The 21,350-nt window shown below is 68.2% G+C and carries 15 protein-coding genes and 2 tRNA genes; 9 read left to right on the forward strand and 8 right to left on the reverse strand.

Features of this window, described 5'->3' with window-relative positions:
* Positions 1 to 366: 366 nt before the first annotated feature.
* Positions 367 to 1,437, reverse strand: coding sequence for an integrase core domain-containing protein (locus tag OH807_RS30375; protein WP_266313574.1), 1,071 nt, complete (start codon positions 1,435 to 1,437; stop codon positions 367 to 369).
* A 73-nt stretch (positions 1,438 to 1,510) separates the two neighbouring features.
* On the opposite strand from OH807_RS30375, the gene OH807_RS30380 reads away from it, so the two are divergent.
* Positions 1,511 to 1,702 carry a restriction endonuclease gene (locus tag OH807_RS30380; protein ID WP_266315786.1) on the forward strand — a complete coding sequence of 64 codons (192 nt, stop codon included), beginning with the start codon at positions 1,511 to 1,513 and terminating at the stop codon, positions 1,700 to 1,702.
* 158 nt (positions 1,703 to 1,860) lie between these two features.
* On the opposite strand, the gene OH807_RS30385 is transcribed toward OH807_RS30380, so the two are convergent.
* Entirely contained in the window at positions 1,861 to 3,810 is a 1,950-nt protein-coding gene (locus tag OH807_RS30385; protein ID WP_266313575.1) for a hypothetical protein, read from the reverse strand.
* A 187-nt stretch (positions 3,811 to 3,997) separates the two neighbouring features.
* Here OH807_RS30385 and tcmP point away from each other — a divergent pair, with 187 nt between their 5' ends.
* On the forward strand, positions 3,998 to 5,149 hold the full coding sequence (gene tcmP, locus OH807_RS30390; protein ID WP_406205164.1) for a three-Cys-motif partner protein TcmP: 1,152 nt from the start codon (positions 3,998 to 4,000) through the stop codon (positions 5,147 to 5,149).
* Here tcmP and OH807_RS30395 read toward each other — a convergent pair.
* Positions 5,139 to 5,885 (reverse strand): DUF5131 family protein, encoded by a 747-nt coding sequence (locus OH807_RS30395; RefSeq protein WP_266313577.1) that lies wholly within the window; start codon positions 5,883 to 5,885, stop codon positions 5,139 to 5,141. The genes tcmP and OH807_RS30395 overlap by 11 nt on opposite strands.
* 511 nt (positions 5,886 to 6,396) lie before the next feature.
* Here OH807_RS30395 and OH807_RS30400 point away from each other — a divergent pair.
* Positions 6,397 to 7,650, forward strand: a complete 1,254-nt coding sequence (locus tag OH807_RS30400) for a hypothetical protein (protein WP_266313578.1) — start codon at positions 6,397 to 6,399, stop codon at positions 7,648 to 7,650.
* 694 nt (positions 7,651 to 8,344) lie between these two features.
* Positions 8,345 to 9,442, forward strand: coding sequence for a Fic family protein (locus tag OH807_RS30405; protein ID WP_406205168.1), 1,098 nt, complete (start codon positions 8,345 to 8,347; stop codon positions 9,440 to 9,442).
* 27 nt (positions 9,443 to 9,469) lie between these two features.
* Here the strand turns inward: OH807_RS30405 and OH807_RS30410 are convergent, their stop codons facing one another.
* Entirely contained in the window at positions 9,470 to 10,312 is an 843-nt protein-coding gene (locus OH807_RS30410) for a helix-turn-helix domain-containing protein (RefSeq protein WP_266313580.1), read from the reverse strand.
* A 596-nt stretch (positions 10,313 to 10,908) separates the two neighbouring features.
* A complete protein-coding gene (locus tag OH807_RS30415; protein ID WP_406205171.1) occupies positions 10,909 to 12,069 on the reverse strand; it encodes a tyrosine-type recombinase/integrase in 1,161 nt (386 codons plus the stop codon).
* A 552-nt stretch (positions 12,070 to 12,621) separates the two neighbouring features.
* On the opposite strand from OH807_RS30415, the gene OH807_RS30420 reads away from it, so the two are divergent.
* The 4 genes from OH807_RS30420 (at position 12,622) to OH807_RS30435 (ending at position 17,943) form a co-directional block, all read left to right on the forward strand.
* Positions 12,622 to 12,731, forward strand: a tRNA-Pro gene (locus tag OH807_RS30420).
* A gap of 418 nt (positions 12,732 to 13,149) precedes the next feature.
* Complete coding sequence (locus OH807_RS30425; protein WP_406205174.1) at positions 13,150 to 13,857, forward strand: hypothetical protein; 708 nt, start codon at positions 13,150 to 13,152, stop codon at positions 13,855 to 13,857.
* Positions 13,858 to 14,057: 200 nt separating this feature from the next.
* The gene (locus OH807_RS30430; protein WP_406205177.1) at positions 14,058 to 15,830 is read left to right on the forward strand and encodes a hypothetical protein; all 1,773 of its coding nucleotides are present in this window, start codon (positions 14,058 to 14,060) and stop codon (positions 15,828 to 15,830) included.
* 37 nt (positions 15,831 to 15,867) lie between these two features.
* Positions 15,868 to 17,943: a hypothetical protein gene (locus OH807_RS30435; RefSeq protein ID WP_406205180.1), complete on the forward strand. Its 2,076-nt coding sequence runs from the start codon at positions 15,868 to 15,870 to the stop codon at positions 17,941 to 17,943.
* Between the two features lie 165 nt (positions 17,944 to 18,108).
* Here the strand turns inward: OH807_RS30435 and OH807_RS30440 are convergent, their stop codons facing one another.
* Positions 18,109 to 19,383, reverse strand: a complete 1,275-nt coding sequence (locus tag OH807_RS30440) for a tyrosine-type recombinase/integrase (RefSeq protein ID WP_406205183.1) — start codon at positions 19,381 to 19,383, stop codon at positions 18,109 to 18,111.
* Positions 19,384 to 19,692 (reverse strand): helix-turn-helix domain-containing protein, encoded by a 309-nt coding sequence (locus OH807_RS30445; protein ID WP_406205186.1) that lies wholly within the window; start codon positions 19,690 to 19,692, stop codon positions 19,384 to 19,386.
* Between the two features lie 395 nt (positions 19,693 to 20,087).
* Between OH807_RS30445 and OH807_RS30450 the strand changes: the two genes are divergently transcribed.
* A tRNA-Lys gene (locus OH807_RS30450) sits at positions 20,088 to 20,183 on the forward strand.
* A 356-nt stretch (positions 20,184 to 20,539) separates the two neighbouring features.
* Here OH807_RS30450 and OH807_RS30455 read toward each other — a convergent pair.
* Positions 20,540 to 21,223 carry a hypothetical protein gene (locus tag OH807_RS30455; protein ID WP_406205188.1) on the reverse strand — a complete coding sequence of 228 codons (684 nt, stop codon included), beginning with the start codon at positions 21,221 to 21,223 and terminating at the stop codon, positions 20,540 to 20,542.
* Positions 21,224 to 21,350: the final 127 nt, after the last annotated feature.

The raw sequence follows: 21,350 nt of genomic DNA on the forward strand, positions 1-21,350 counted from the left end.
CGGATCAGCGTTTATGCAGGGCGTGGGCCGTTTCCGCAGAGATGCGGGGGCGGCCTTTTTGCTGTTCCCGCCAAGTGACAGTTGCAGTGCGATCCCATCAAACTGCCATAAACGCTCTGGTCGTTTCCTGGCCGCGCAATCTGGCAGATGTCCGAGTGGCTCGGGAATACCGTCGAAGCTCTCGGTTTCCCCACCCGGCGACCGTGCGGGCGTCGGGGACCAGCTGATTGGATGCGGACGTGGTGCTCGCCTGGGCCGCCGATGAGGCGAATCGTCGCCACTTGCCGGTGCATGTCGTGCAGGCGTGGAAACCCGTGGGGCGAACCTGGTGCTGCCCTGTGGGGCTCGGAAAGTCATCGCTGCTGGTCAAGCCGCGTATCGGTACTCGTTGATGACGCCGCCGAGGACGCGGGTGCGCAGGAGTTTTCGGCCCTCGAGGTCGTGTGTGGTGGGCTGCTCGTGGGCGCCGGGCGGTAGCTGGTTGCGTGCCCGATGGGGGCGGTGTGCGTTGTAGTGCTGCTGGTAGGCGGTCAGGACCTGCCGGGCGTGGGCCTCGTTCATGATGAGGACATGGTCCAGGGCCTCACGTCGGATGCTCCCGATCACTCGCTCGCAATGGGCGTTCATCCGGGGAGTTCGCGGCGCACTCTTGAGGATCTGCATTTCCTCGGCCTCGAAGACGGCGTCGAAGGACTGGTCGTACTTGCTATCCCGGTCGCGCAGCAGGAAGCGTAGGGACTCCGCGTGGGAGCCGAGGTCGGCTGCCACGTTCCGGGCCTGCTGTGCTGCCCAGTCTCGGGTTGGGTGGGCGGTGGCGCCGGTGATGTGCAGGCGTCGGGTGCCGTGTTCGATGAACGCCAGTGCGTACAGCCGCTGGCCAAGCACGGTGTCCAGATGGAGGAAGTCCGCCGCGAGGATGCCCTCGGCCTGGTTCGTGAGGAACTCGCGCCACGTCGGGCCGGTGCGGCGTGGGGCTGGGTCGATGCCGGCGGCATGGAGGATCTCCCACACCGTGGAGGCGGCGATCGGGTGCCCGAGACGGGCCAGCTCGCCCTGGATCCGTTTGTGGCCCCACCTCGCGTTCTCCCGAGCCAGGCGTAGCACAAGGTTCTTGAGCGCCGCTCTGGTCGGCGGTCGCCGCCGTGTGCCGTAGTCCCACTTCGCCGCGATGAGTCGGCGGTGCCAAGCCAGCAGCGTGCCGGGAGCGATCGGGAAGACTGCCCGCCAACGGTGACGGGGTATCAGGCTGGAGAGCGCTGCCAGCCAGAACCGATCCGCGGGCTCATAGCGGAGCGGGCCGGATATCTGGCGGCGCAGCACAGCGTTCTCGTGCCGGAGCACGAGTAGCTCCGCGTCTTTGGCGGTGTCGCGGCGCAGCAGCACCCCGGGTGCGGACAACAGCTTGTGGGCCACCTTGTAAAGCAGCGAAACGATCACGCGGACAGGGTGCCAGCCGAGGTCGCTCTATCGCTGCCACCTGCGGCGATGACTTTCCGAGCCCGACAGGGTGGTGCTGCCGTGCAAGCGGTACGCGACCCCGGTGACGTCGCAGGCCGTGCAGAGGTTCAACGGGACCGCCCGGCCGGTGCACGGGGCTGCGGTCCCGGTCGTGGTGGCGCTCAACGGCTTCGCCGACCCCGCGGCGGCCTTCGCCACCCGGCAGCGCCTGCACCTCGTCGACCACGAGCGCCTCGCCCGCTGAGGTGCCGGCCGGCATCTCTACGGCGTCCTCGACATCGACCGCGGCCCGGGGCGGCCTACGTAATCGTTTGAGCAGGGCGAAGGAACGCGTGGCTCTTCGCCCTGCTCAGGGCGCTACGGGTGGGCGCCCGCCTCCGGGAGGCGGGCTGCGCAAGGCCGCTATCGCGAGACGGGTGGCTTCGGCCAACCAGTGCCGTCTGCAGCGGCGTTGAGGATGTCTCCGAGGCGGAGCCAGGCGTTGGGGCCGGAGTTGCTGATCGGGCTGTCGGTGAGCCGGTGCCAGGCCTGGCGGTCGTCACCGAGGATGTCGGCCACGAGAGCGAGCACGGTGGGGTGCGTGCGGTCGTAGTGGCTTCCCCGCGACTTGAGCGCCGTCCAGGCGGGCAGCGCGAGGACGGTCTCGCTGCGGCAGTCGGGCAGGGCAAGGATGTGCTGTGCCCAGGCTTCCCGGTTGGCGGGGTTGCCACCGAGTCTGCTGCGCAGGTCACGGGTGAGGGTGTGGACGGCCTGCTGCGGGTCCGAGTGGCGCGCGAGGACATCGGCGAAGGACGGGTCGTGCCGGTAGCTGCTGCGCCAGGCGAAGGACAACAGGGCCTTCTCCACGAGCTGGTCGTCGCCGGTGTGCCGGTCCAGGTACTCGTCGAGGACCTCCGGGGTGACGGCGGACAGGCTCCGGGGCGTCACCTGCGCGGGATCGCCGAGGGCCGCGCGCCGGGTGGCGGGTGCCTGGGGGAGCGGGTCGGCGACGATCCGGGTGATCGCGGTGAGGAGTTCGTTGAACTGCCGGTGGTCTTCCTGCGCCCGGTAGCCGTAGGACCGGGTCCGGGCATGGCTTCGTTGGGCGTCGCGGACCATGAGCTGCACCGTCTTCCTGACGGCAGGTGTCACCTCGGGCAGGTGGATCAGCATGGCGTGGACCCAGCGGAGCTCAGCTGCCTGGCTGATGCCGAGCAAGTGGTTCGGCTGCCAGGTCTGGAGCGCTTGCACGGCCACATCGGCGAAATGGCGCCCGAGCTCGGCGAGTTCACCTGCGGGCGTCAGCCAGGTATATGGGTCGCCGTACGACGGCTTGGCCTCGGCGGGGTTGAGCAGGAGACGCCACCTGCTGCTCGCTGCGTCGGCAACCCAGGAGACGGCGGCGCGAGCGCCCCACGCGGCCCGGCGTTCGCCGCCGTCGACGTAGAAGTCGAGGCGCTCGCGGTCTTCCTCACCGAGGGCGCCGATGACATCGGCGAAGCGCTCCCGGGCTTCCTCTGGTGAGGATCCTTCCAGGATGTGCCGGCAGAACCGGGTCACGGTCATGGCCTGGGTGAAGTCGCCGAGATCTTTCAGGGCGATCCGCTTGAGCAGAGCCGGTTCGACCGCCCAGGGCAGGCTGCCGAGCAGTTGGCCCCTGATGACGTGATGTGCGGCGGTGCCCTCGCCCCAGTCCACCAGCTGGGTGTGCCGGCCGGGGTGGCGTTGCAGCACGATCGACCACATGGTTTCCCAGGCGGCGACCGCTTCCTTGATCCGCTCCGACCAGGCATCGGAACTCTCATCGTCCGGCTGGTCGAAGTCGGGTTCCCCGGGGAGGAGGGCGACGGCCACGTCGAACACGTCGTCGTGAAGTCGTTCTGTTCGCAGGGCCAGCTGCGCCGGCGTCGGCACCTTGAGCAGGTCGGGTGTCATGCGCGACCGTTGCGGTACCCTTCTGCGCAACTCGGCGGCGACGGCTGCGCACAGAGCAGCTGGTCGGTCGGCGGTGCCGAGGGCGCCGAGCAGACTGTCCGGGCAGCGCAGCAGGGCGTCGGCCCGCATGCTCTCGTCGCATTCGGGGTGGGCGAGGGCGAGGGCCAGGAGCTCGATCGTCGTCCCGAGGAGATATTCGGACTCGGCTGCCTGCCGCAGGCCGTTCGTCACCGCGGTCTCCAGGAGCCAGGCAGGGGCCCTCTCCCGGTACGGCGTCCTGAGAAGTGCTTCGAGGAGTTGCCCGTACTGCCGACTGTTGGTCTCGGCCATGCCGTGTGCCTGTTCAGCGGCCATCGTTGCCGCAGCGGACTCGGGCTCGGCGTCGGCCGCGACGGCGAGTAGGAACTCCACAGGCAGCCGGGAGCCGTCGGTGGCCATGGCGTGCCCTCCCTCCCCAAAGATGAGTATCACGCCCATCCTGCTCCATGGTTCTGACACCCGAGGCCCAGGGACAGGACTCTAAGGAGAGGCGGGTTGGCTGGCACGTGGTCTTTACGCGATGCACGCGCTTCATCCACCCTGGAGCGATCAGTGGTCGGGTTGTGCCGGGCGCGGAGGGGGACGGATGTCGAAGGGCACGTCGGGGGAGTACTGGTCGGCACCTGCGCTGCCCAGCGTCTTCAAACACACCCTGCTCAGCCGCTACATACCCCGGTTCGGAGGGATGACCGGTTCGAAGAGCGGTGGCGAGGTCGTCTATCTGGACGGGTACGCCGGCGAGGGCCGCTACGGGAACGGAACGGCAGGGTCAGCCGAACGCGTCCTCAGGATCGCAGCCGACCATCAGGCGAAGAATCTGGTCCGCTGGACCTGCTTCTTCGCGGAGAGGTCCGCGCCGTCCTTCTCCCACCTGGAGTCCGTCGTCGCCGAGTACCGCAGACAGGGTGTCGACGCCCGCGCCTTCCACGGTGACGTGACCGGGCTGATGGACGAGGTGCTGACGGCTGCCGAGGGGCGTCCGCTGTTCCTGTTCCTGGACCCGTGCGGGCTCGCCCTGCCGTTCGACACCCTCGTCGACGTCCTCGCCACGCGCCGCAAGGAGACCTGGCCGCCGACCGAGCTGCTGCTGAACTTCAGCATGATGGCGGTGCGCCGGATCGGAGGGAACTCCCACTCTGCGAAGGGGAACGAGCGGACCAACGAGCGCCTGGACGAGGTGTGCGGCGGGCGCTGGTGGCGGGACCTCTTCGCCGACGGCTACACCAGGGACGCCGACGACAAGGTCGCCGCCGAGTACAGCAGGCTCCTCGGAGAGCGGACGGGCATGAGTACGGTCTCGGTGCCCGTCACCAAGGCACCGGGCCGGAAGGCCGTCTACAACCTGGTCTTCGGGACGCGCAGCAACCACGGCCTGTGGGCCTTCGGCGATGCGCACGCCCGAGCCCGCGACACCTGGTGGGAGGGGTTGGAACTGACCGAGGAGGCCGAGGACAACGCGCTGTTCGCGATGGCGACCCTGCAGCGTCCCGATCCTGACCAGGTCCGGGCTCGGGCCGTACCGGTCATGGCCGCAAATCTTGCCGAACTGCTGCGGGCGGGGCGCCCCTTCAAGCTGGTCGACCACACGCTGCAGGTGTTCGGGGAGCACTATGGCCAGGTTCCCGAGACCGTCGCCCGCCAGGCGGTCAAGCACCTGCACGGAACAGGGGGGACACCCAGTGACGGCAAGGGATCCCCGATCCACAAGTTGGAGGTGCGCCCGCCGGTCAGACCGTGACGGGCAAGGGCATCTGGTCCCAGGTCCGCCCGTCCAGCAGCCGCCCGCCGGCCTTGGGAGTGCGGCCGCCCCACTGCTTGAAGAAGAACGCCACGTTCTCCTCCTGGCAGGCGTCGCGCACCTGCCTGACCCAGGACGCCTCCATCGGCCGGTGGCCGGGGCCCGACTCACCGCCGGCGATCACCCAGTGGATGCCGTCCAGGCCGAGCCCCTCCAGCGGGCCGAGCAGCGGCTCGCACGACAGGAACCGCACGGCCGCCGGGACGTCGCGAAGGTCGTCGATCCGGTCGAGCTCGGCCGAGCTCTCCACGGACACACCCATCCACACGTTCTCCGGCCACTCCAGCCGCTCGGCGACGCGTCGAAGCCGCCTCGCCCGCTTGGTCAGCACCTGGTAGGTGTGCTGCGGTGTGTCCGCCATCACCGCGAAGACCCGGCGCACGAAGTCGAGCGGCACCTTTGCGTGGAACAGGTCCGACATCGAGTTCACGAACACCGTCCGCGGGCTCTTCCACCCGTACGGCACCGACAGGGCGTCCCGGTGGAGCGTAAGAGCGAACCCCGGCCCAGACGTGCGGGGATCGCCGTCTGCCTGGTACTTCGCCGCCCCCATGGCCTTCAGCCGCTTCGCGAGCGCGAGGGCATAGCAGTTGTCACATCCGGACGAGACCCGGTCGCACCCGGTGGTGGGATTCCAGGTCGCCTCGGTCCATTCGATGGCGCTGCGATCGCTCACCAGTGGCCTCCTGCCGGGCCACCACACCTGATCGAGGGCCCCTTCGACTACGGCCTCTCAACCTAGCGGAACCAACGCCGACTTGAGCGACCGAGCCCAGGCATTTCACTCTCGCGCCCGCACGATCGGGAACGGTACGCCCCTGTGCCGGGTGCCCTGACGGGAGCTCCGGTACAGTGGCGGGCAGCACCTGGTCCGGACCGCCGGCAGCACCGGCGGAACCAGCCACGGGCTCACCCACTTCGCCACCGTCCGGGGGAGCGTTCGTAGCGCGCCCACCAGCGGAACTCCATCGTCACCGAGCGCACGCCCGGCCGTGCGCCCATTTCACATCGGAGCTTTCCGCATGCCTGTCCCGACGGCCACCGCCGTTCCGCAGAACTTCCTCTGTGAGCACACGCCCAGCAAGAGCCGGGTCGTGGCACTCGTGAGTCATAGCGCTGGGCCCGCTTCGCTCCAGGCCGTACTGACCTGTCGTGGCAGCGAACTTGCCTACCAGGTAGCACAGTTGTTGCAGAGTGCGCTTGCCTCCACCACGAAGGTGTGGCGGGCGGCGCCGGTGGAGGAGTTGTGTGCGCAGCTTCCCGACGCGCCGGCCGCTTCCCTCCGCCAGGCCGTCACGCACGCGCTCGCCCGGACCTGGCCCGCAGGTGCCGGAACGCTCATCGACTGGCCTCGGCAGCCGGAGGAGGCCGCGCGGGAGGAGGAGGACGAGGACGGCGACCTCGGACCCCGGGAGTCCCGAACCCCGCATGACGCGCGCCTCCGGGACCTTCCCGGTCCGGTCGTGCAGATCACCACCCTGCGCGAGTACCACGTCCACGACCGCGAGCTGCTGGTGAAGACCGCCACGACGCAGGGGTGGACACCCCTTCCCGCGACGGAGCTGGACGGGGACGACCCGGACGACATCGTCGGCGCGGTCATGCATCTCAGCCGCTACGACGAAGTGATCGACGGCGCCGACAATGTCACCGACCAGAGCGCCGGCTATCAGTTGCGGATCGAGGACGGGGACGAGGTCGCCGACTGGAGTGCCGAGCCCGTGATCGCCGAGTTCGGCACCGGATGGCGCCTTTCCGCCCAGGAGACCGACAAGCGGTCGATCGGCACGGCGTGGGGGGACATCCCGGACTTCGCCACTCTGTTCTCGGTGACCGAGCACGACTGCGGCGGCGAGGAGTGCGGGGACTGCGGCTGGCAGCTGACCCCGCGCACGGCCGACCTCCTGCACACGGCGCTGACCGTGCTGGCGGGCCAGGCCTACGACGAAGCCGAAGCCCTGGGGGACCGGCCCGTCGCAGCCGAGGAGAACGGCGACTGGGAGTTCTTCGCCCGCCTGCCCAAGCTCACCCGCGGCTGCGACTTCCAGTGGCGCCGCCGCATGGCCAGGGCCCTCGACGACCTGGCCGACGACCTCGAACACGGCCACTGGCCCGAACCGACGTGCACCGCCGAAGAACTCGCCCTGCACCTGGCACTCGGCGAAGCACCCGGCTACCTCGACGACGTCGATGACAACGAGGGCAGCCCGCACCGCAAGCTCCCCGTCCATGACGACGACTACGACTTCGACGCCTGCAAGGACCTGCTCTTCCAGGACTCCGACGTCCTGATGCTCTACAGCCCCCGGTTCGACGGCATCGAGGACCCCGACGGCGACGTCAATCGCCAGTTCGGCATCGGTGACCTGCGACCGGCGGTCTGGTTCGAGCCGTTCGACAACGTCGAAGCCCGCGATCCCCACCGCGGCTTCCGCCGCTGACTGACGGCACGGCAACCTGCGGGCCGGAGGGCAACCTGAGCCCCACCGGCCCGCAGATGGTCACATTTCTGTGATCGCGTGATGCTGCACCCCTGCCGAACCTGCTCAAGAGCTGGTCTCGGCGCGCGCAGCTCACTGTCCGGCACCGTCGCCATCTCCCACGCCGCCTCGGCACGGCTGGCGAACCCGCCCCGGCGCCGGACGCGGCGCCGGCCCTCCTCCCGCGCGAGATCGACGGCGTACGTCCACGTCCCGTGCTTGGTGTCTTCGGCCAGCCGCGGACACCAAGGCCCCAACTGCTTCCTGTTCCCGTCCGTACAACCACACCGCCGGTACACCCGACCCCACTGCGCACGCTGTCCCATGGGCTTTCCCTTTCTCTCGGACTGGTGGTCCCGGGATCAAGAGGCGCCGTCCCGTCTGGCGTGGCGGAAGAGCGCGCGAGGCGGGGCACGAAAGCGCGAAGGTGCTGGTCAGGGACGGACACGCTCAAGACGACACGCCGTCTCGAAGATCAGGTTCTGTGGCCGGCGGGTAGGGCTGCTGATCTGCTGGCTTCGGGCAGGACGGTCAGCTCTTCGCCGAGCACGGCGGGAACGTGGGCCAGCGATCGCTGCCACTGCTTGACGCGATGATCCCATGATGGTGTCATTGGGTCGTGCTGTACTCGTTGCCTGAACTCGAAGACGCCGACTTGACTGTCCTCGCGGAGATCGAGGACATGCGGGATCGGCTGCGCCTGCATCTGCGCACGCCCCGGCGATGGGAGGGGCAACTGCGGCGCAACCTGACGGCGCGGGCGATCGCCGGGTCGAACACGATCGAGGGCTACGCGGCGAGTGTGTCGGATGTCGAGGACATCATGGTCGGCGAGGCCCCGATCGAGGCGAGCGACACCGTCGCGGTCGAGATCGAGGGCTATCGGCAGGCGATGACGTACATCCAGCGCCTGGCGGAGGCCGGTGAGGACTTCGCGTACAGCAAGGGGCTGCTCAACGCGCTGCACTTCATGATGCAGGGCCACCATCTGGCCAAGCGCCCGGGCTGGTGGCGAGCCGGACCGGTGTACGTCACGTCCGCCGAGGATCCCACCATCGCGGCCTATACCGCGCCGGATGCCGACCTGGTACCGGTGCTCACCGGAGAGCTGGTGGAGTGGCTGGACGAGGGCGACCTCGACGCGCCCGGACTGGTACGGGCGTCGATGGCGCACCTCAACCTGGTCGCGATCCACCCCTGGTCGGACGGCAACGGGCGGATGTCCCGCGCGCTGCACACCCTGGTCCTCGCGAGGGAAGGGATCATGGCGCCGGAGTTCTCCAGCATCGAGGAATGGCTCGGCCGGGCCCGCAACACCTACCGCTACTACGACGTCCTCGGTGAGGTCGGCGGCCCCGCATGGACCCCCGAGCGGGGCACCCTCCGGTGGGTCCGGTTCTGCCTGCGCGCCCACCACCAGCAGGCCCAGAGTGTCGAGCGGCAGGTGAACAGTACCCGCGAGGTCTGGACCGCCCTCGACGCCGCCATCGAGCAGCGTGGCTGGCCCGACCGTATGCTCTACGCCCTCTACCCCGCGGCCATGGGCAACCGCCTGCGCCGGGCCACGTACCAGGCCGACGCCGAACTGAGTGAGCAGCAGGCTCAGCGTGACATTCGCGAGCTCGTCCGCGTCGGCTGGCTCGCCGCGAAGGGTGAGGCCCAGGGCCGCTACTACCTCGCAGGCCCAGACCTCCCGGAGGAGATCACACGCGGTGTCCGTGAGCCTCGGCCGCTGCGCGACCCTTACGCGTGACGGGGCAGGCGCGGAGAAGATGGATCCTCACCAGCGCCGGCCGCGGGTCCTTCCGTTGCTGGGCCGGTAGGCGTCCTTCACGATCTGAGCAAGGTCGTCCTCGCTGAACATGCGGTGGCTGCCGATCTCCCGGTACGGCACCCGGCCGGCGGCCGACTCGGAGCGCAGCCATGCCACGCCCACGCCCAGGCGCTTCGCGGCCTCCGTGATCGAGTACAGGAGGGGTCCGCCGCTCTTGGCTTTGTCGTTGGCCGGGGGAGCCTTGGGCTTGTTCTTGGACTCGGATAGTCCGGTGGGCAGATCGAGCGCGGCAGCCTCCGCGGCCGCGAGGAGTACGCCGAGTCCGCGCAGGCGGGCCCCGTCACCGATTCCGTCGTTGGGCCCGGGCAAGCCCAGGGCGCGCCGAGCCTGCGTAGCCGGATCCTCGGAGGGCAGGAGCAGGGAAGCGAGCCGGTAGTCCTCTTCGGTCATCGGGGCCTTGGCCTCGAAGGCGCGGAAGAGCCGCAGACGTTCGCTCTGCAGCGCGCGCTTGTCCAGGCTCCGGATGCTCTCGCGCAGTTCTTCCCAACTCGCGTGCGCCTGCACGGCCGCCAAAGCATAGGAGGCAACGTCCGCGCCAGGGTTGGCCTTCACCCGCCGGTGCTGGTAGCAGACCTCCATCCCGGCCTCGACCGGGACCTTGCAGGGGAAGCCGTAGAACGAAGCGACCGGCTCGGGACAGCGCGGCCTGTCACGGGCCAGCGAACGGTCCGTTCCCGCTCGGATCTGGCGGATCTGCTCCGCGGCGTTCTTCAGCGCCGGCTTGGGGACACCCCACGCCTTCGCAGCGTCCAAGGGACTGAGGTGATCCAGCGCGCGCATGCGCTCCATCGGGGTTCCTGCGCCGTCCATAGGGCCTCCTGCGTAGTTCTCAACGGCCTCATCGTCACTGCCTCGTGGCGTCTGCGTTCGGAGTCGGCTGATCTCGACCGACATCTAACTAAGCGTGCTCACAGGTGCTCTGTTTTGGTCCATCCTCCGGCGAGGACCGCCCGCGTCCGGTACGTCGACGCAGGCAGACGAGCGCTTCTGGTGGCACGCCGTTCCGAGCGATCACCTCCCGTGGTCAGCAGGAGTCGCCCCGCCCCGCACTCAGCGGACCGGGCCAGCCAGCGGGGTCGTAGGCGCGACCGCCAGGTGCGGAAGTCGAGCGAATTCCGAAGGGGCGTCGGATATTCGCTGGAGTTCGCGGGCCTCGGGATGGCCTGGTGCGGCGTGGGTGACCTGCGCAGCGCAGGCTTGGGTCGAGTCGTTCGGAAACGTCAACACCCGTGCTTCCCACTGCGGCTTCCGCCGCTGACCGACGGTCACTACCGCCGGCGGGGCCGGAGGGCAGCTCGATCCCCTCCGGCCCGCAAGACGGTCATCCCGTGTGGCAGTGGGCCGCTCCGACGCACCTGCTCAAGAGCCGGTGGGTGCCACCGCGGCTACGCCGCCAGTGGCATGTCATCGCCGCCCCGGGGGAGTTCCTGGAGCTGGCCTGATTGGGCCCGGTCGAGGGCTCGGGCGAGGGCGTTGACGGCCTGGTCGGCGGAGTCCTTGAGGAGGTGGCCGTAGAGGTTGATGGTGGTGGCGAGGGTGGCGTGGCGCAGGGTCTTGGACACGATCGCGATGGGGATGCTTTCGGCGATCATGATGCTGGCGGCGGTGTGCCGCAGGTCGTGGAGGCCGATCCGGGGGAGTTCGAGTTCGGCGGTGCGCTTGCGGAGCTGGTCGAGGACCCACTGGGGGCGCAGCGGTGTACCGCCCGGTCGGGCGAAGACCAGGCCCTCCAGCCGGCCGGTGGGGTTGGCGTTCATCTGGAGGGCGGCCTGGCGGTGGAGGGTGGCCATGACTCTGGGGGAGAGGCTGATCCAGGCGCGGCTGGCCTCGGTTTTCGGTTCGCGGAGGTGGATCGTCCCGTTGTCGATGGCGGCGAGGGTCCAGCGGACGTAGAGCTTGCGGTCCATGAGGTGGACGTCCGACCAGTGCAGGGCGAGGACCTCGCCGCGGCGCATGCCGGTGCCGAGCATCACCTCGAAAAGGTCGGTCAGTTGATCGGCGTAGTACTCCGCGCCGTGACGCAGGAACGTCGCGGCCTCGTCGGGGGTCCAGCAGGTGCGCTCGGCGGCGCGGGGCCGGGCGGGGACGGAGTGCTTGGCGGGGTTGTAGCGCAGCCCCCAGGCGCGCACCGCGTGGTTGAGGGCGTTGCGCAGGGTAGAGACGATCCGGTAGACGGTGACCTTGCCGCGCTTGGTCTTGCGCTGGGCGGTGATCCAGCGCTCGATGTGCTTGGGGCGAAGGTCGGGCAGTCGGTAGTGGCCGAAGGCGGGGATGAGGTCCCGCTCCACGCACGCCTCGTAGCCGGCGTAGGTGTTCGGCGCGAGCTCCTCCTTCTTCGCGGCCAGCCACTGCCGCAGGAAGCTCGCCACCGTGACCCGCCGGTCCTCGTACACCCCACGCAGCTCACCGTTCAGCACCGCCTTCATCTCGCGGGCCGCCTCGGCGCGGGTGGCGAACCCGCCGCGCCGGCGGGTCTTTCGCTTCCCGTCCTGCGGGGCCAGGTCGACGCAGTACGTCCACGACCCGTGACCCGCATCCTCCAACAACCGCACACACCACGGACCCAACTGCCTCCCGTGCCCGTCCGAACAACCACACCGCCGGTACACCCGACCACGCTGCGCACGCTGTCCCATGAGCTTCCCCTTCTCTCGGACTGGGTGGTGCCTCTGGGGCAAGAGTGGCTGCTGTGTCGGGTGTGGCGGCAGAGCGTGCGGGGCGGTGCGCGAAGCACTCAGAACCAGACGGCGAAGACACGCTCAAGACGACACACCGCCCGGAAGATCACGGTCCGTAGTCGTTGGGTAGGGGACCATGATCTGCTCGCTGGAGCCGGACCTGCGAGCCGGCCAGCGCCGTCGACGCAACGGCTGTCGGTATCGCACGGCGGTATTTGCTGAAGGCCCGACAGATCTCGGTCACCGGCAGTAGCCGCGGCGGGGTGGTCAGCTCGGGGACCATTTTGGGACCACACCCGATGAGCGCTCATGAACGCTGATGGGCGAAAACGGACGCTCGTGCACAAAGTAAACATTGGCAAACTGTCAGCTCTTTGCCGTTTCGCGCTCGTCGAAAACCGCCAACGCACGTGTTCCTCACGGTGGTTGAGCAACAAGGAAGCCGAGACCTTGAGGTCTCGGCTGCCGACAATAATTGAACCCCTTGACTGGGGGTCAAGGGGTCGCAGGTTCAAATCCTGTCGTCCCGACAGTGATGTCGGAAGGCCGTTGGCCGGGTTGATGCCCAGGTCAGCGGCCTTTTTGCTTATGCATCGTCAGGGCCGGAGGCCGCCACGAGTGGACGGCTAGATGATCTTGCTGGGGACCATGCAGGGACCAGCGATTCAGGGCTTCGAGGGCATGCTCCGCTACCAGGCGACGGGTGCAAGGGCCGATGCCGTAGCGGCCTCGCCGGTATCTCAGCGGTATGCGTCGCCCCGCCCGCCTCTCTCGATAGTGGGCGAGTCCTGCCGCCCGTTGCTGGGGCTGAGGCGCGGCACGTCGTGCGCCGCGTCGTACGCCGATACAAGCTAGTCACCCCAGGGCCAGGCTGCGGTTTGGCTTGCGGTCTAGTTCGATCTCATTACGCTGGGGTCGGATGCGGCCACTAGAAGCTACTCTGGCGCGGTGGATCACGACCAGCCTCCAGTGGAGCTTCCTGTTCCCGTGACGAGTCGCGAACAGGACGCTGTGCGCATCCTGCTGCTGATTGACGGTGCGTGCGATCCACCCAGTCAGGTCGATCTGGCCGATCCTGGGCTGGCGGGTGCTGTCGGCGTGGTGCGCGCTCAAGTGAAGCTGCAGAAGTTGGACTTCTGGCTTCGCAACCCGGATTACCTTGCTGATGAACTGCTCACTGACTATGAGAGCAGCGGTGAACTGCAGCTGCTGACGAGAGCCGAGGAAATTCTCAACTCCGAGGAGCCTGAAGTCCGCTGTTACCCCATGCTGCGCCATCACTTCGGAGCCTACGAGCCCCTGGAGGACGCCTTGGCGGTGCTACGGAGTGCCGGCTTAGTCATACGGCGGCGACGTGGCACCGTTCAGCGGGTTCGCCAGCACGACTACTTCCTGATGCCGAGTGGTCGTGCCGTTGCGGCTGAGATCACCAGCACGTACCCGGTGTTCCAGTACTACGTCGATCGGGTGAAGTTGGTGCTGGCCCTGGCCGGCGAATCCGGCGGTAGTGAACTCAAGGCCCGCCAATACCTGCAGAGGGAGTATGCCGAGGCAGAGATGGGCTCAAGGATCGGCTCAGTGAGTGGTCGGGCCCGAGCTCGACTTGCAAGGCTTCGGGCATTGGAAGCGGACGATTCAGCGGCGGTGGAAGCATGAACGGGTCAGACGGACTGCTGGAATCGCGAATCGCAGCGAGCGCGAGCGTACCCGTTGAAGACGTGCGAGATGTGTTCGCCACTCATGGGCTTCCGCTCGTCTCGACGCCAGCGCGACCAAGGGGCCTTCGGGTCCACCGTCTTAGGGTGGCAGGCGTGCGAGCTGGATCCGTGGAACCCGGCCCGTTCGACACTCCACTGGTGTTCTCCCCCGGGCTGACGGGACTGGTGGCGTCCAATTTCCGCGGCAAGACCAGCGTTCTAGAGCTGGTGACCTGGTGCTTGCGAGGCGCCCCTCGCAATCTGCGAACCAGCGTCCGGGACTGGCTCAGCACCCTCGACCTCGATGCGGAGATCGCAGGACAACCTCTGGGGTTTCGACTCGATATTGTCGCCGGAGAGATCGTGTCGGCCGTCGTGCTGGCTGGCCCCAACGTAGCCGCACTGGCGTCCACGCGGGAGGCCGACCCCGCACGCGAGATCTCGGCCGTGCTGCGGGCCCAGAGTACCGAAAGCTTTGCCGAACAGATCCAAGCCTTCATGATGGACCGCCTCGATCTGCACCCGCTGGTCAGCACGTACAAGGAGACCGGAACCCAGACTCACGGATGGCCCGCTTATTTCGGGGCGCTGTACCTGCCAGCAGGTGGAGACAAGGCGCTTCTTGGGGATCATGCGGCCGCCGGACTGCCCGGCCGATTGCTGCAGGTGTTCCTTGACCTTCCTGCGGCGGCCGCACTCACCCGCGTAAAGACCGCCCTTGGCGTTCGCGTTGCAACTCGCAAGACCCGCCTGACCGCGGAGGCGTCGGCTGCCGCTCAGCAGAAGGGCAAACGGGAGGAGCTTCAGCAGGAGCTGGACCAGGCGATCGCGCATCTCCAGACGGTGGCCCCCGTCAGCCCGGGCGGAGATGAGAGCCTGGCCGATCTCGCGAGCCGGGCTGTCAACCTTGCTGGCCTTGTGGCAGATGCCCAGCAGGAATGCACTGACCTGCTGCAGAGGTACAGGCGCGCGCGAAGCGAACGGCAGCGAAATGAGCGGCAACTAAACGATGTAACGGAGAGCGCCACCGCCCGCCTGTTGTTCCACGGCCTCGACCCCAAGGCGTGCCCACGCTGTGATCAGGAGATCGAGGAGGAACGTCGTCGCGGGGAACGGGAAGCTCACGCGTGCGCAGTCTGCTCCCGGCGCGTTGATGGTCCGGATGATGCCCCGGAGGAGGTCAAGGCTGAGGCAGAGGCCCGGCTGGAAGCCAGCACGGAAGCCGAGAGGCTGGTGCGGCAGGAGCTCGACCGAGCGGAGGCTGAACGGGGACGGTTGATCATTGAGCTGGCGGCGATGGAAGACCGGCTACGGCTTGCCCGCTCTGCGGCCAATCTGCCGGAATGGGTGGCCGCCCAGGAACGAGTGCTCCGCCTCGAGGGCGCTCTGAGCGTTTACCCCGAGCTGGCGCCGGCCAAGGTCGACCCGGTCGAGGAGACGGCGATCAAGGTCCTCAAAGCTGCGGACAAGATCCTAGAAGAGGAGAGTAAGAACGCTGCCGCCGAGGTCTTTGTCGACCTGAACAAGGAGATCGCCGAGCTAGGCCGCCGGTTCGGGATGACCTCGCTGGAGCGGGTCGAGATCGATCGGGCCGCACATCTCAAGGTCACCCAGGACGGCGGCGTCACCGATGGATTCGGGGATCAGAGCGCCGGTGCGAGGCTTCGCTTGCGCATCGCGGTGGCTATCGCACTCCTCCGCGTCGGTGCGGCAAAGAAGCTGTCGACGCACCCTGGCCTGCTCCTGATCGACAGCCCTAAAGCCGAAGAGGTCCAGGACCTCGACGCGCACACGCTCGTCCGAGAGCTCTCGGCTCTGGCCGTGGCTGAGAACCTGCAGATCCTGGTGACGACAGCCGACCCGGACCTGTTTAAGGACGAGAAGGTGAAGGGGAGCGTACTCGAGGCGACAGACGGTAAGCCTCTATGGTGAGGGCCACCGCAGCCGCACAGGGAGGGGACCAGCCGCCATGGTGCAGCTCGCCGAACGTCTGAGCGCCCTGGCGGGCAGCGGGCAGCCGATCAGCTTCTCCGCCGTGGCGCTACCACTTGAGACCGTCGTTGACGAAGTTGCCGAGGTTGCCGCCGGCCCGTTCGCGCCGTTTCTGGCGGAAGCGATTGTGCATGCCTACGACCTGAACGACGGCCGCTGGGAAGCCGCAGCTGGCAACTTCCCGGCCGGACTGGCCAGTCAGCGAAGCCTGCTCCAACTCACGTCCGTCGTGGAAACTCTGCTGGCCAGCTCAGCCACCACCCAGGCCATGGCGAAGCCGCTGAACAGAGTCCTGCTTGACGACTTCCCGCAGGCCGTGCAAACCGCTCCTTTGCTCGCCGCTGCCCGTCTGGAAGGCGCGGTCCGCCTCGCGGTCTCCAAGGCCGTGTCCCCCCACAAGGTGATGGACACAATTGAGGAGCTGCCGACCGACAGCCCCGAGGACTTCCTCGACCGCTTGCCGAGGATCCTCGGAGTCGCGCTCGACTGCTGGTCCGCCGATACCACCGTGGCCTCGACTCTGCGCACAATCCTGGAACGGCTCTCCCACGACGAGGCCGCGGACGTCGACGCGCTCTTCGAACTCGGATGCGACCGGCTCCGCAGCGCTCTGACCTCTCGGGATCTTGCGAACGTCATCGCGGAGCTCACCAGCGCACGCACCTACTTCGCCACCGCAGCCGCCGCCGAGGAGGCCCGGCACGACGCTGAGGCGTACACCGCAGTGTGCGACGCCGTCCTTGGGTTCACTGCCGCCGACGCGGGAAAGGTCAGCTCGGCGGCTGACCGGATCGAGCGCGCCCTGGAACAGCGGACCGCGTGGCTGCTCGGCACCCATCAGCCCGCTTGGCTTCAGCCGCGATTGGCCGCCGAGGTCGGCTGGGCCAAACTACTGCTTCAGTTGCGTGCCGCGGCCGAACACCTCCAGCAGCCGGTTTGGATGAACTCCTGGGAGGCGCTGGACACGGTTCTCTCCGTGTACAGCGCGGCCCGCACTGTACGCCCTGTGGGCGGTGACAATGAGGGAATGGAAGGGCTCGCTGCACTGGTTGAGCCCGCCATCGAGGACGGGTTCTTGCGTCAGCAGTCTTTCCTCGCTGCGCTGCGCCGCGCTGCCGAACGCCCGGAAGAGCATCCCGGAGGCGGCTTCGACGAGGCGACAGCGTCGATCATCCTCGCCAGGGTGGACGCGCGCGTGCCGTCGAGCGAGCCTGGCGTGCCTCGCTCATCGACTACTGAGGATGACAGCGATGAGGACCCTGGAGGGGCCGAGCGTCTGTACCGAATCGCCCCTACCCTCGTGCAGACCCTCGGCTTCGACGGAGCGTCGGAGTTCTCCGCCGGGCTGAGTGACACCGCACTCGCCACCGCCGAAGGCCTTGCGTACAACAGCGACGTTGGGCGGCTCAAGGCCTCCGACCCGCTGATCGTCCCGCTCCTGACCAAGATCCTCAGGGAGCTAAGCGCCTTCCCTGCCTTCATCGGCGACGTTCGACACACGTTCAGCGCCCTGGTCGAGGAGACCCTGCTGTTTCTGAAGAGTAGGGCTGACCTCAGTCGCAGTGGGCTCTTCGGCCCTGGCAAGAAGGACGATCCGCCGTACGACTACCGGCGCAAGCCCGAGCGAGGGCAACGAAAGGCAGTCGAAGGAGACCTGCAACGCGACTTCCACCACTGGCTGGAACACGGGAAGCTGCACGCCTCCGTCAGCGTCGAACCCGTGAACGTGGCGATGGGACGCGCCGACGTCCTGGTCCAATTCGGCTCCCTCCGGTACCTCACCGAGATCAAGCAGGATCCCGACGACAACAGCCGCGAGCACATCGAGGACGCCTACCTGACACAAGCGGCGGAGTACTCCAACACCAACGCGCCCTTCGGCCAGCTCTTGGTCCTCGACCTCACACCCAAAACCAGCACGAGCGGCACCCGACGGATCGACGAGCTGGTCTGGACGACTAAGCACCTCCCCGCCGGAGCCATTACTGACAGGGCCGTTGTGGCCGGGATCGTAACCGGAAACCGCATCACGCCCTCCGCGTACACCCACTGACGATCAATCGGCTGGTCAGCAGCGGCCCAGCGCACTGCCCGACGCAACCTGGTCCGGCCTCGTGCCACTGGTTGCCCGAAAACCGCGGGTGCGATCGGCCACCGCCCACTACCGTGGCGCGCGGTGACCTACTGGCTAGTTGGGAGGACCCGCAAGCAGGCTGGCCTACTGGACCAGCCGTAGGTGGCGCACGGGGGCCTCGGCCATGGTCGAAGCGCCTGCGTTGGTTGCTTGGCGCAGATCAGGAGCCGGCTGCCGGTCTGCTGCCAGGTGCTTGCTGAGGGTCCGGCCAGCGTTCTCGATAGCGCTTTTGTCCGGATGCAAGTAGCGCTGGGTCGTGGTGATGTGGCCGTGGCCTGCGATCTTCTGAAGGACGTGGATGGGGACGCCGGCGTCGGCGAACCAGGTGAGGCCGGTGTGCCGGAGGTCGTGCCGGCGTAGGTACTCGTAGCCGAGGCTGACGACGACTTCGTCCCAGTGGGTGGCGTCGCGGAGGATGGCGGTGGTGATCCGGCCGCCGCGCGGCCCGGTGAAGAGGCGGGCCATGGGGTCGTTGCCGACCACGTTCATGCGCCAGTTCACGAGGTCGCGGATCTCTTCGATGATGGGGACGGTGCGCCGCCGCTTGCCCTTGGTGCCCTTGTCGATGAGGCCGCCGGGGCCGGTGGTGGTCTGGCGGCACAGGTCCCAGGTCCAGTCGAAGCGGTTGATGTCCTTGACGCGCACGCCCGAGACCTCGCCGATGCGGGCGGCGGTGCAGGCGGCGAAGCGGACGATGTCGCCCCAGCCGCGGTAGTGATTGTGGGAGCGCTCGACAAGGGCGTTGGCGAGTTCGTCGAGGGCGTCCCAGTCGGCGAGGGCGAGGGAGCGGGGATCGTCGAGTTCGTCCTCGGCTTTCTTGTAGAGGCGCTGCCAGCCGCTCATCCGTGAGGGGTTGAAGTCGATGAGGCCGTCACGGACGGCCTGCTCCATGATGCGGACGAGCGGGGCGAGACTGTTCTTGACGGACGACACGCTGAGCCCGTCGGCGATCCATGAGTGGAGGGCCCGGTCGGTGATGCCGTTGGTGATGCTGGTGACGGGTATGTGGCCGATGGCCGGGGTGACGCGCAGCTTCCAGCCGGCGGTGTAGGGGTCGAGGGTGGTGGTCTCCAGGCCGCGCATTGCCAGGTCCCAGTTCTCGTCGCCGTACTCGGTGAGGGTCATGGTGAGGGTCTTGGGGGTGATGCCGCGTGCTGCGGCCCGTTCCATGCGGGCGATCCAGGCCTCGGCTTCCTCCTCCGTGGGGACGGAGGAGGAAGCCGACTTGCGGCCGCCGCCGTTGGGGTCTGTCCAGCGCACGCGGGCGCGGTAGCGGAACTGTGGGCGGCGGTCGGGGCGGTGCTCGATGTCGGTGGTGAGGTCGACACCCATGGGGACGAGCCGGGTGTGGTCGGACATTCAGGCTGCCTCGGATGGGTCGGTGCGCTTCTGGGTGAGCCACACCTGGGTGTCGGGGATGCTGTACAGGTAGAGCCGGGGCGCGATCTGCACGAAGGGCGGTCCCTGCGGGGGAGTGGCAGAACGCCAGCGCCGCAGGGTCGAGGGGTCGACCTTCAACAGTGCGGCGAGTTCCTCGGTCGAGTACCAGCCGCTGTGCAGGAGGTCGAACTCCGCTGCCGGATCGGGCTGGTGCGCGGGGTCGGCGGCGACGGTCGGGGTCGGAACCGAGAGCCGGCTTACGGCGGGAACGCGGGGTCGGGCGTACATGGTCTCCCTCTGGCGGGGTGGTGGAGCCGCTTGGGCTCGGCCGGGCACGCCCACAGTCACTTGTCCGCCTGGACGAGCGGAACAGGGGTCGGCGTGCTGAACGGGGCAGACCGTACGTACGTGAGGTTCTTCGAGGCGCGTCGAGACCCGGCGGGCACACCGGGTGGAAGGCGACGGGATGTCTGTGACCGCCGCGGACGGCCCACTGCCACCGGGAGTCTGCGCAGGTCACCCCGGGTTGAGGGGGGTGCTTCTCGGTGCTGGCTGCGATGCATGCCGCAGCTGGCGCTCTTGCCTGGTGGGTCGCGGCCAGGGCGCCGGGCGAAGGCCCGGGAGTACCCTGAAAGCGATGGCAGGCGAGGAGTCGCGGCTACGTTCCGTGACGAACGTAAGGAGTGCTGGCCAGTCGGCACCCTACGTCGAGTCGAGGCTAACTCAAGAGCTGCGGACTTTTAATCCGTAGGTTCAGGGTTCGAGCCCCTGGCGGCCCACAGCACCGAGAGCCAGGTCCGACACCAACTGACCTGGCTCTTTCTGTTTTTGATGCCTTTTCGAGGTGCGCCGCTGGCCTTCGATGGGTCTTTGTTTTGCCCTACTTTGTTCTCCTGCGGGGACTGAGCGGGGATACAGCCGCCGAGTTGCCCCCTTCGGGCCCCCTTCCACCCACCTACAGCAACATCCACCGGCGTCCACGATCAGGCCGGATAGTCACCGAACGTGGGCGTGTCCCAGCGCCGACGGGCACGCGAAACCATCAGGATCGTTGGGACGACGGCCGAGCTGGTGCGCTGGCTGCGCCAGTGACGGGCGGGGCGGGGTGGGACGTAGGTGAAGCCGGCGGGCCAGATCAAGGGTTGGCCTCCATCGCCCTGCCGGGTGGCAGAGTGGGCCCCTGGCTGGGCCTGGCCGGCCTGCCGGTGTCGGCCGTGGGGCCGGTGTCCAGCCCCGGAGCGTCGACCGGGCGCAGGGTGGTGCCGTCCGCCACCACCCAGGCCCACTGCGTGTCCTCCCCCAGGCGGACACGGGCGATCCAGGGCAGTCCCGGCCCAGGCTGGCGTCGTACGGTGACCAGGCCAGAGCGCCACTGGCCGCCGGCACGAACCCACGCGAGGCGCCAGCAGCGGTCTGCGTCGTCCGGGGCGGGTTCGCCGGCCAGCTCGGAGGGCACAACGACGGCATCCCGCCACCGGCCGAAATGCGGCGCGCCGGACGGGGGCGCGCCGTTGGGCTCAGGCGCGGGCCGGATGGTCTGCTGGTTGTAGAGGAACCACCCCCACCTCTCGGTGCCGGGCCCGTTGTCGCCCTCCCCCCACTGCACATGGACCACCCACACGGCGCTGCCGGGCGGGCGCCGCCACACCGTCAGCATGCCGGGCCGCCACTGGCCCCCGAGCCGGATCTCGACCAGCCGCCACCGACGCACGTCCCGGGAGGCGCCGGGCAGCGTCATCAACTCGCGCGGTGCGCGTTCGGCGTCGCCCGGGTGCTCGGAAGGGCGGACGGGACGGGAGAAGGGGACGGAGGCGGTCACGTATTCCATTATTCGATCGAATGTTCGAGTGACCAACAGTCAGTGCTCTTGGCAAGCGTTTTGGGCGCCCTGATTGATAACGATTTAATCTCGCCACGAGGGTGCGGAAATGGGCGGATGGTTAATA

Origin of the sequence: Kitasatospora sp. NBC_01560 (assembly GCF_045208415.1) — a bacterium.
Lineage (GTDB): Bacteria > Actinomycetota > Actinomycetes > Streptomycetales > Streptomycetaceae > Kitasatospora.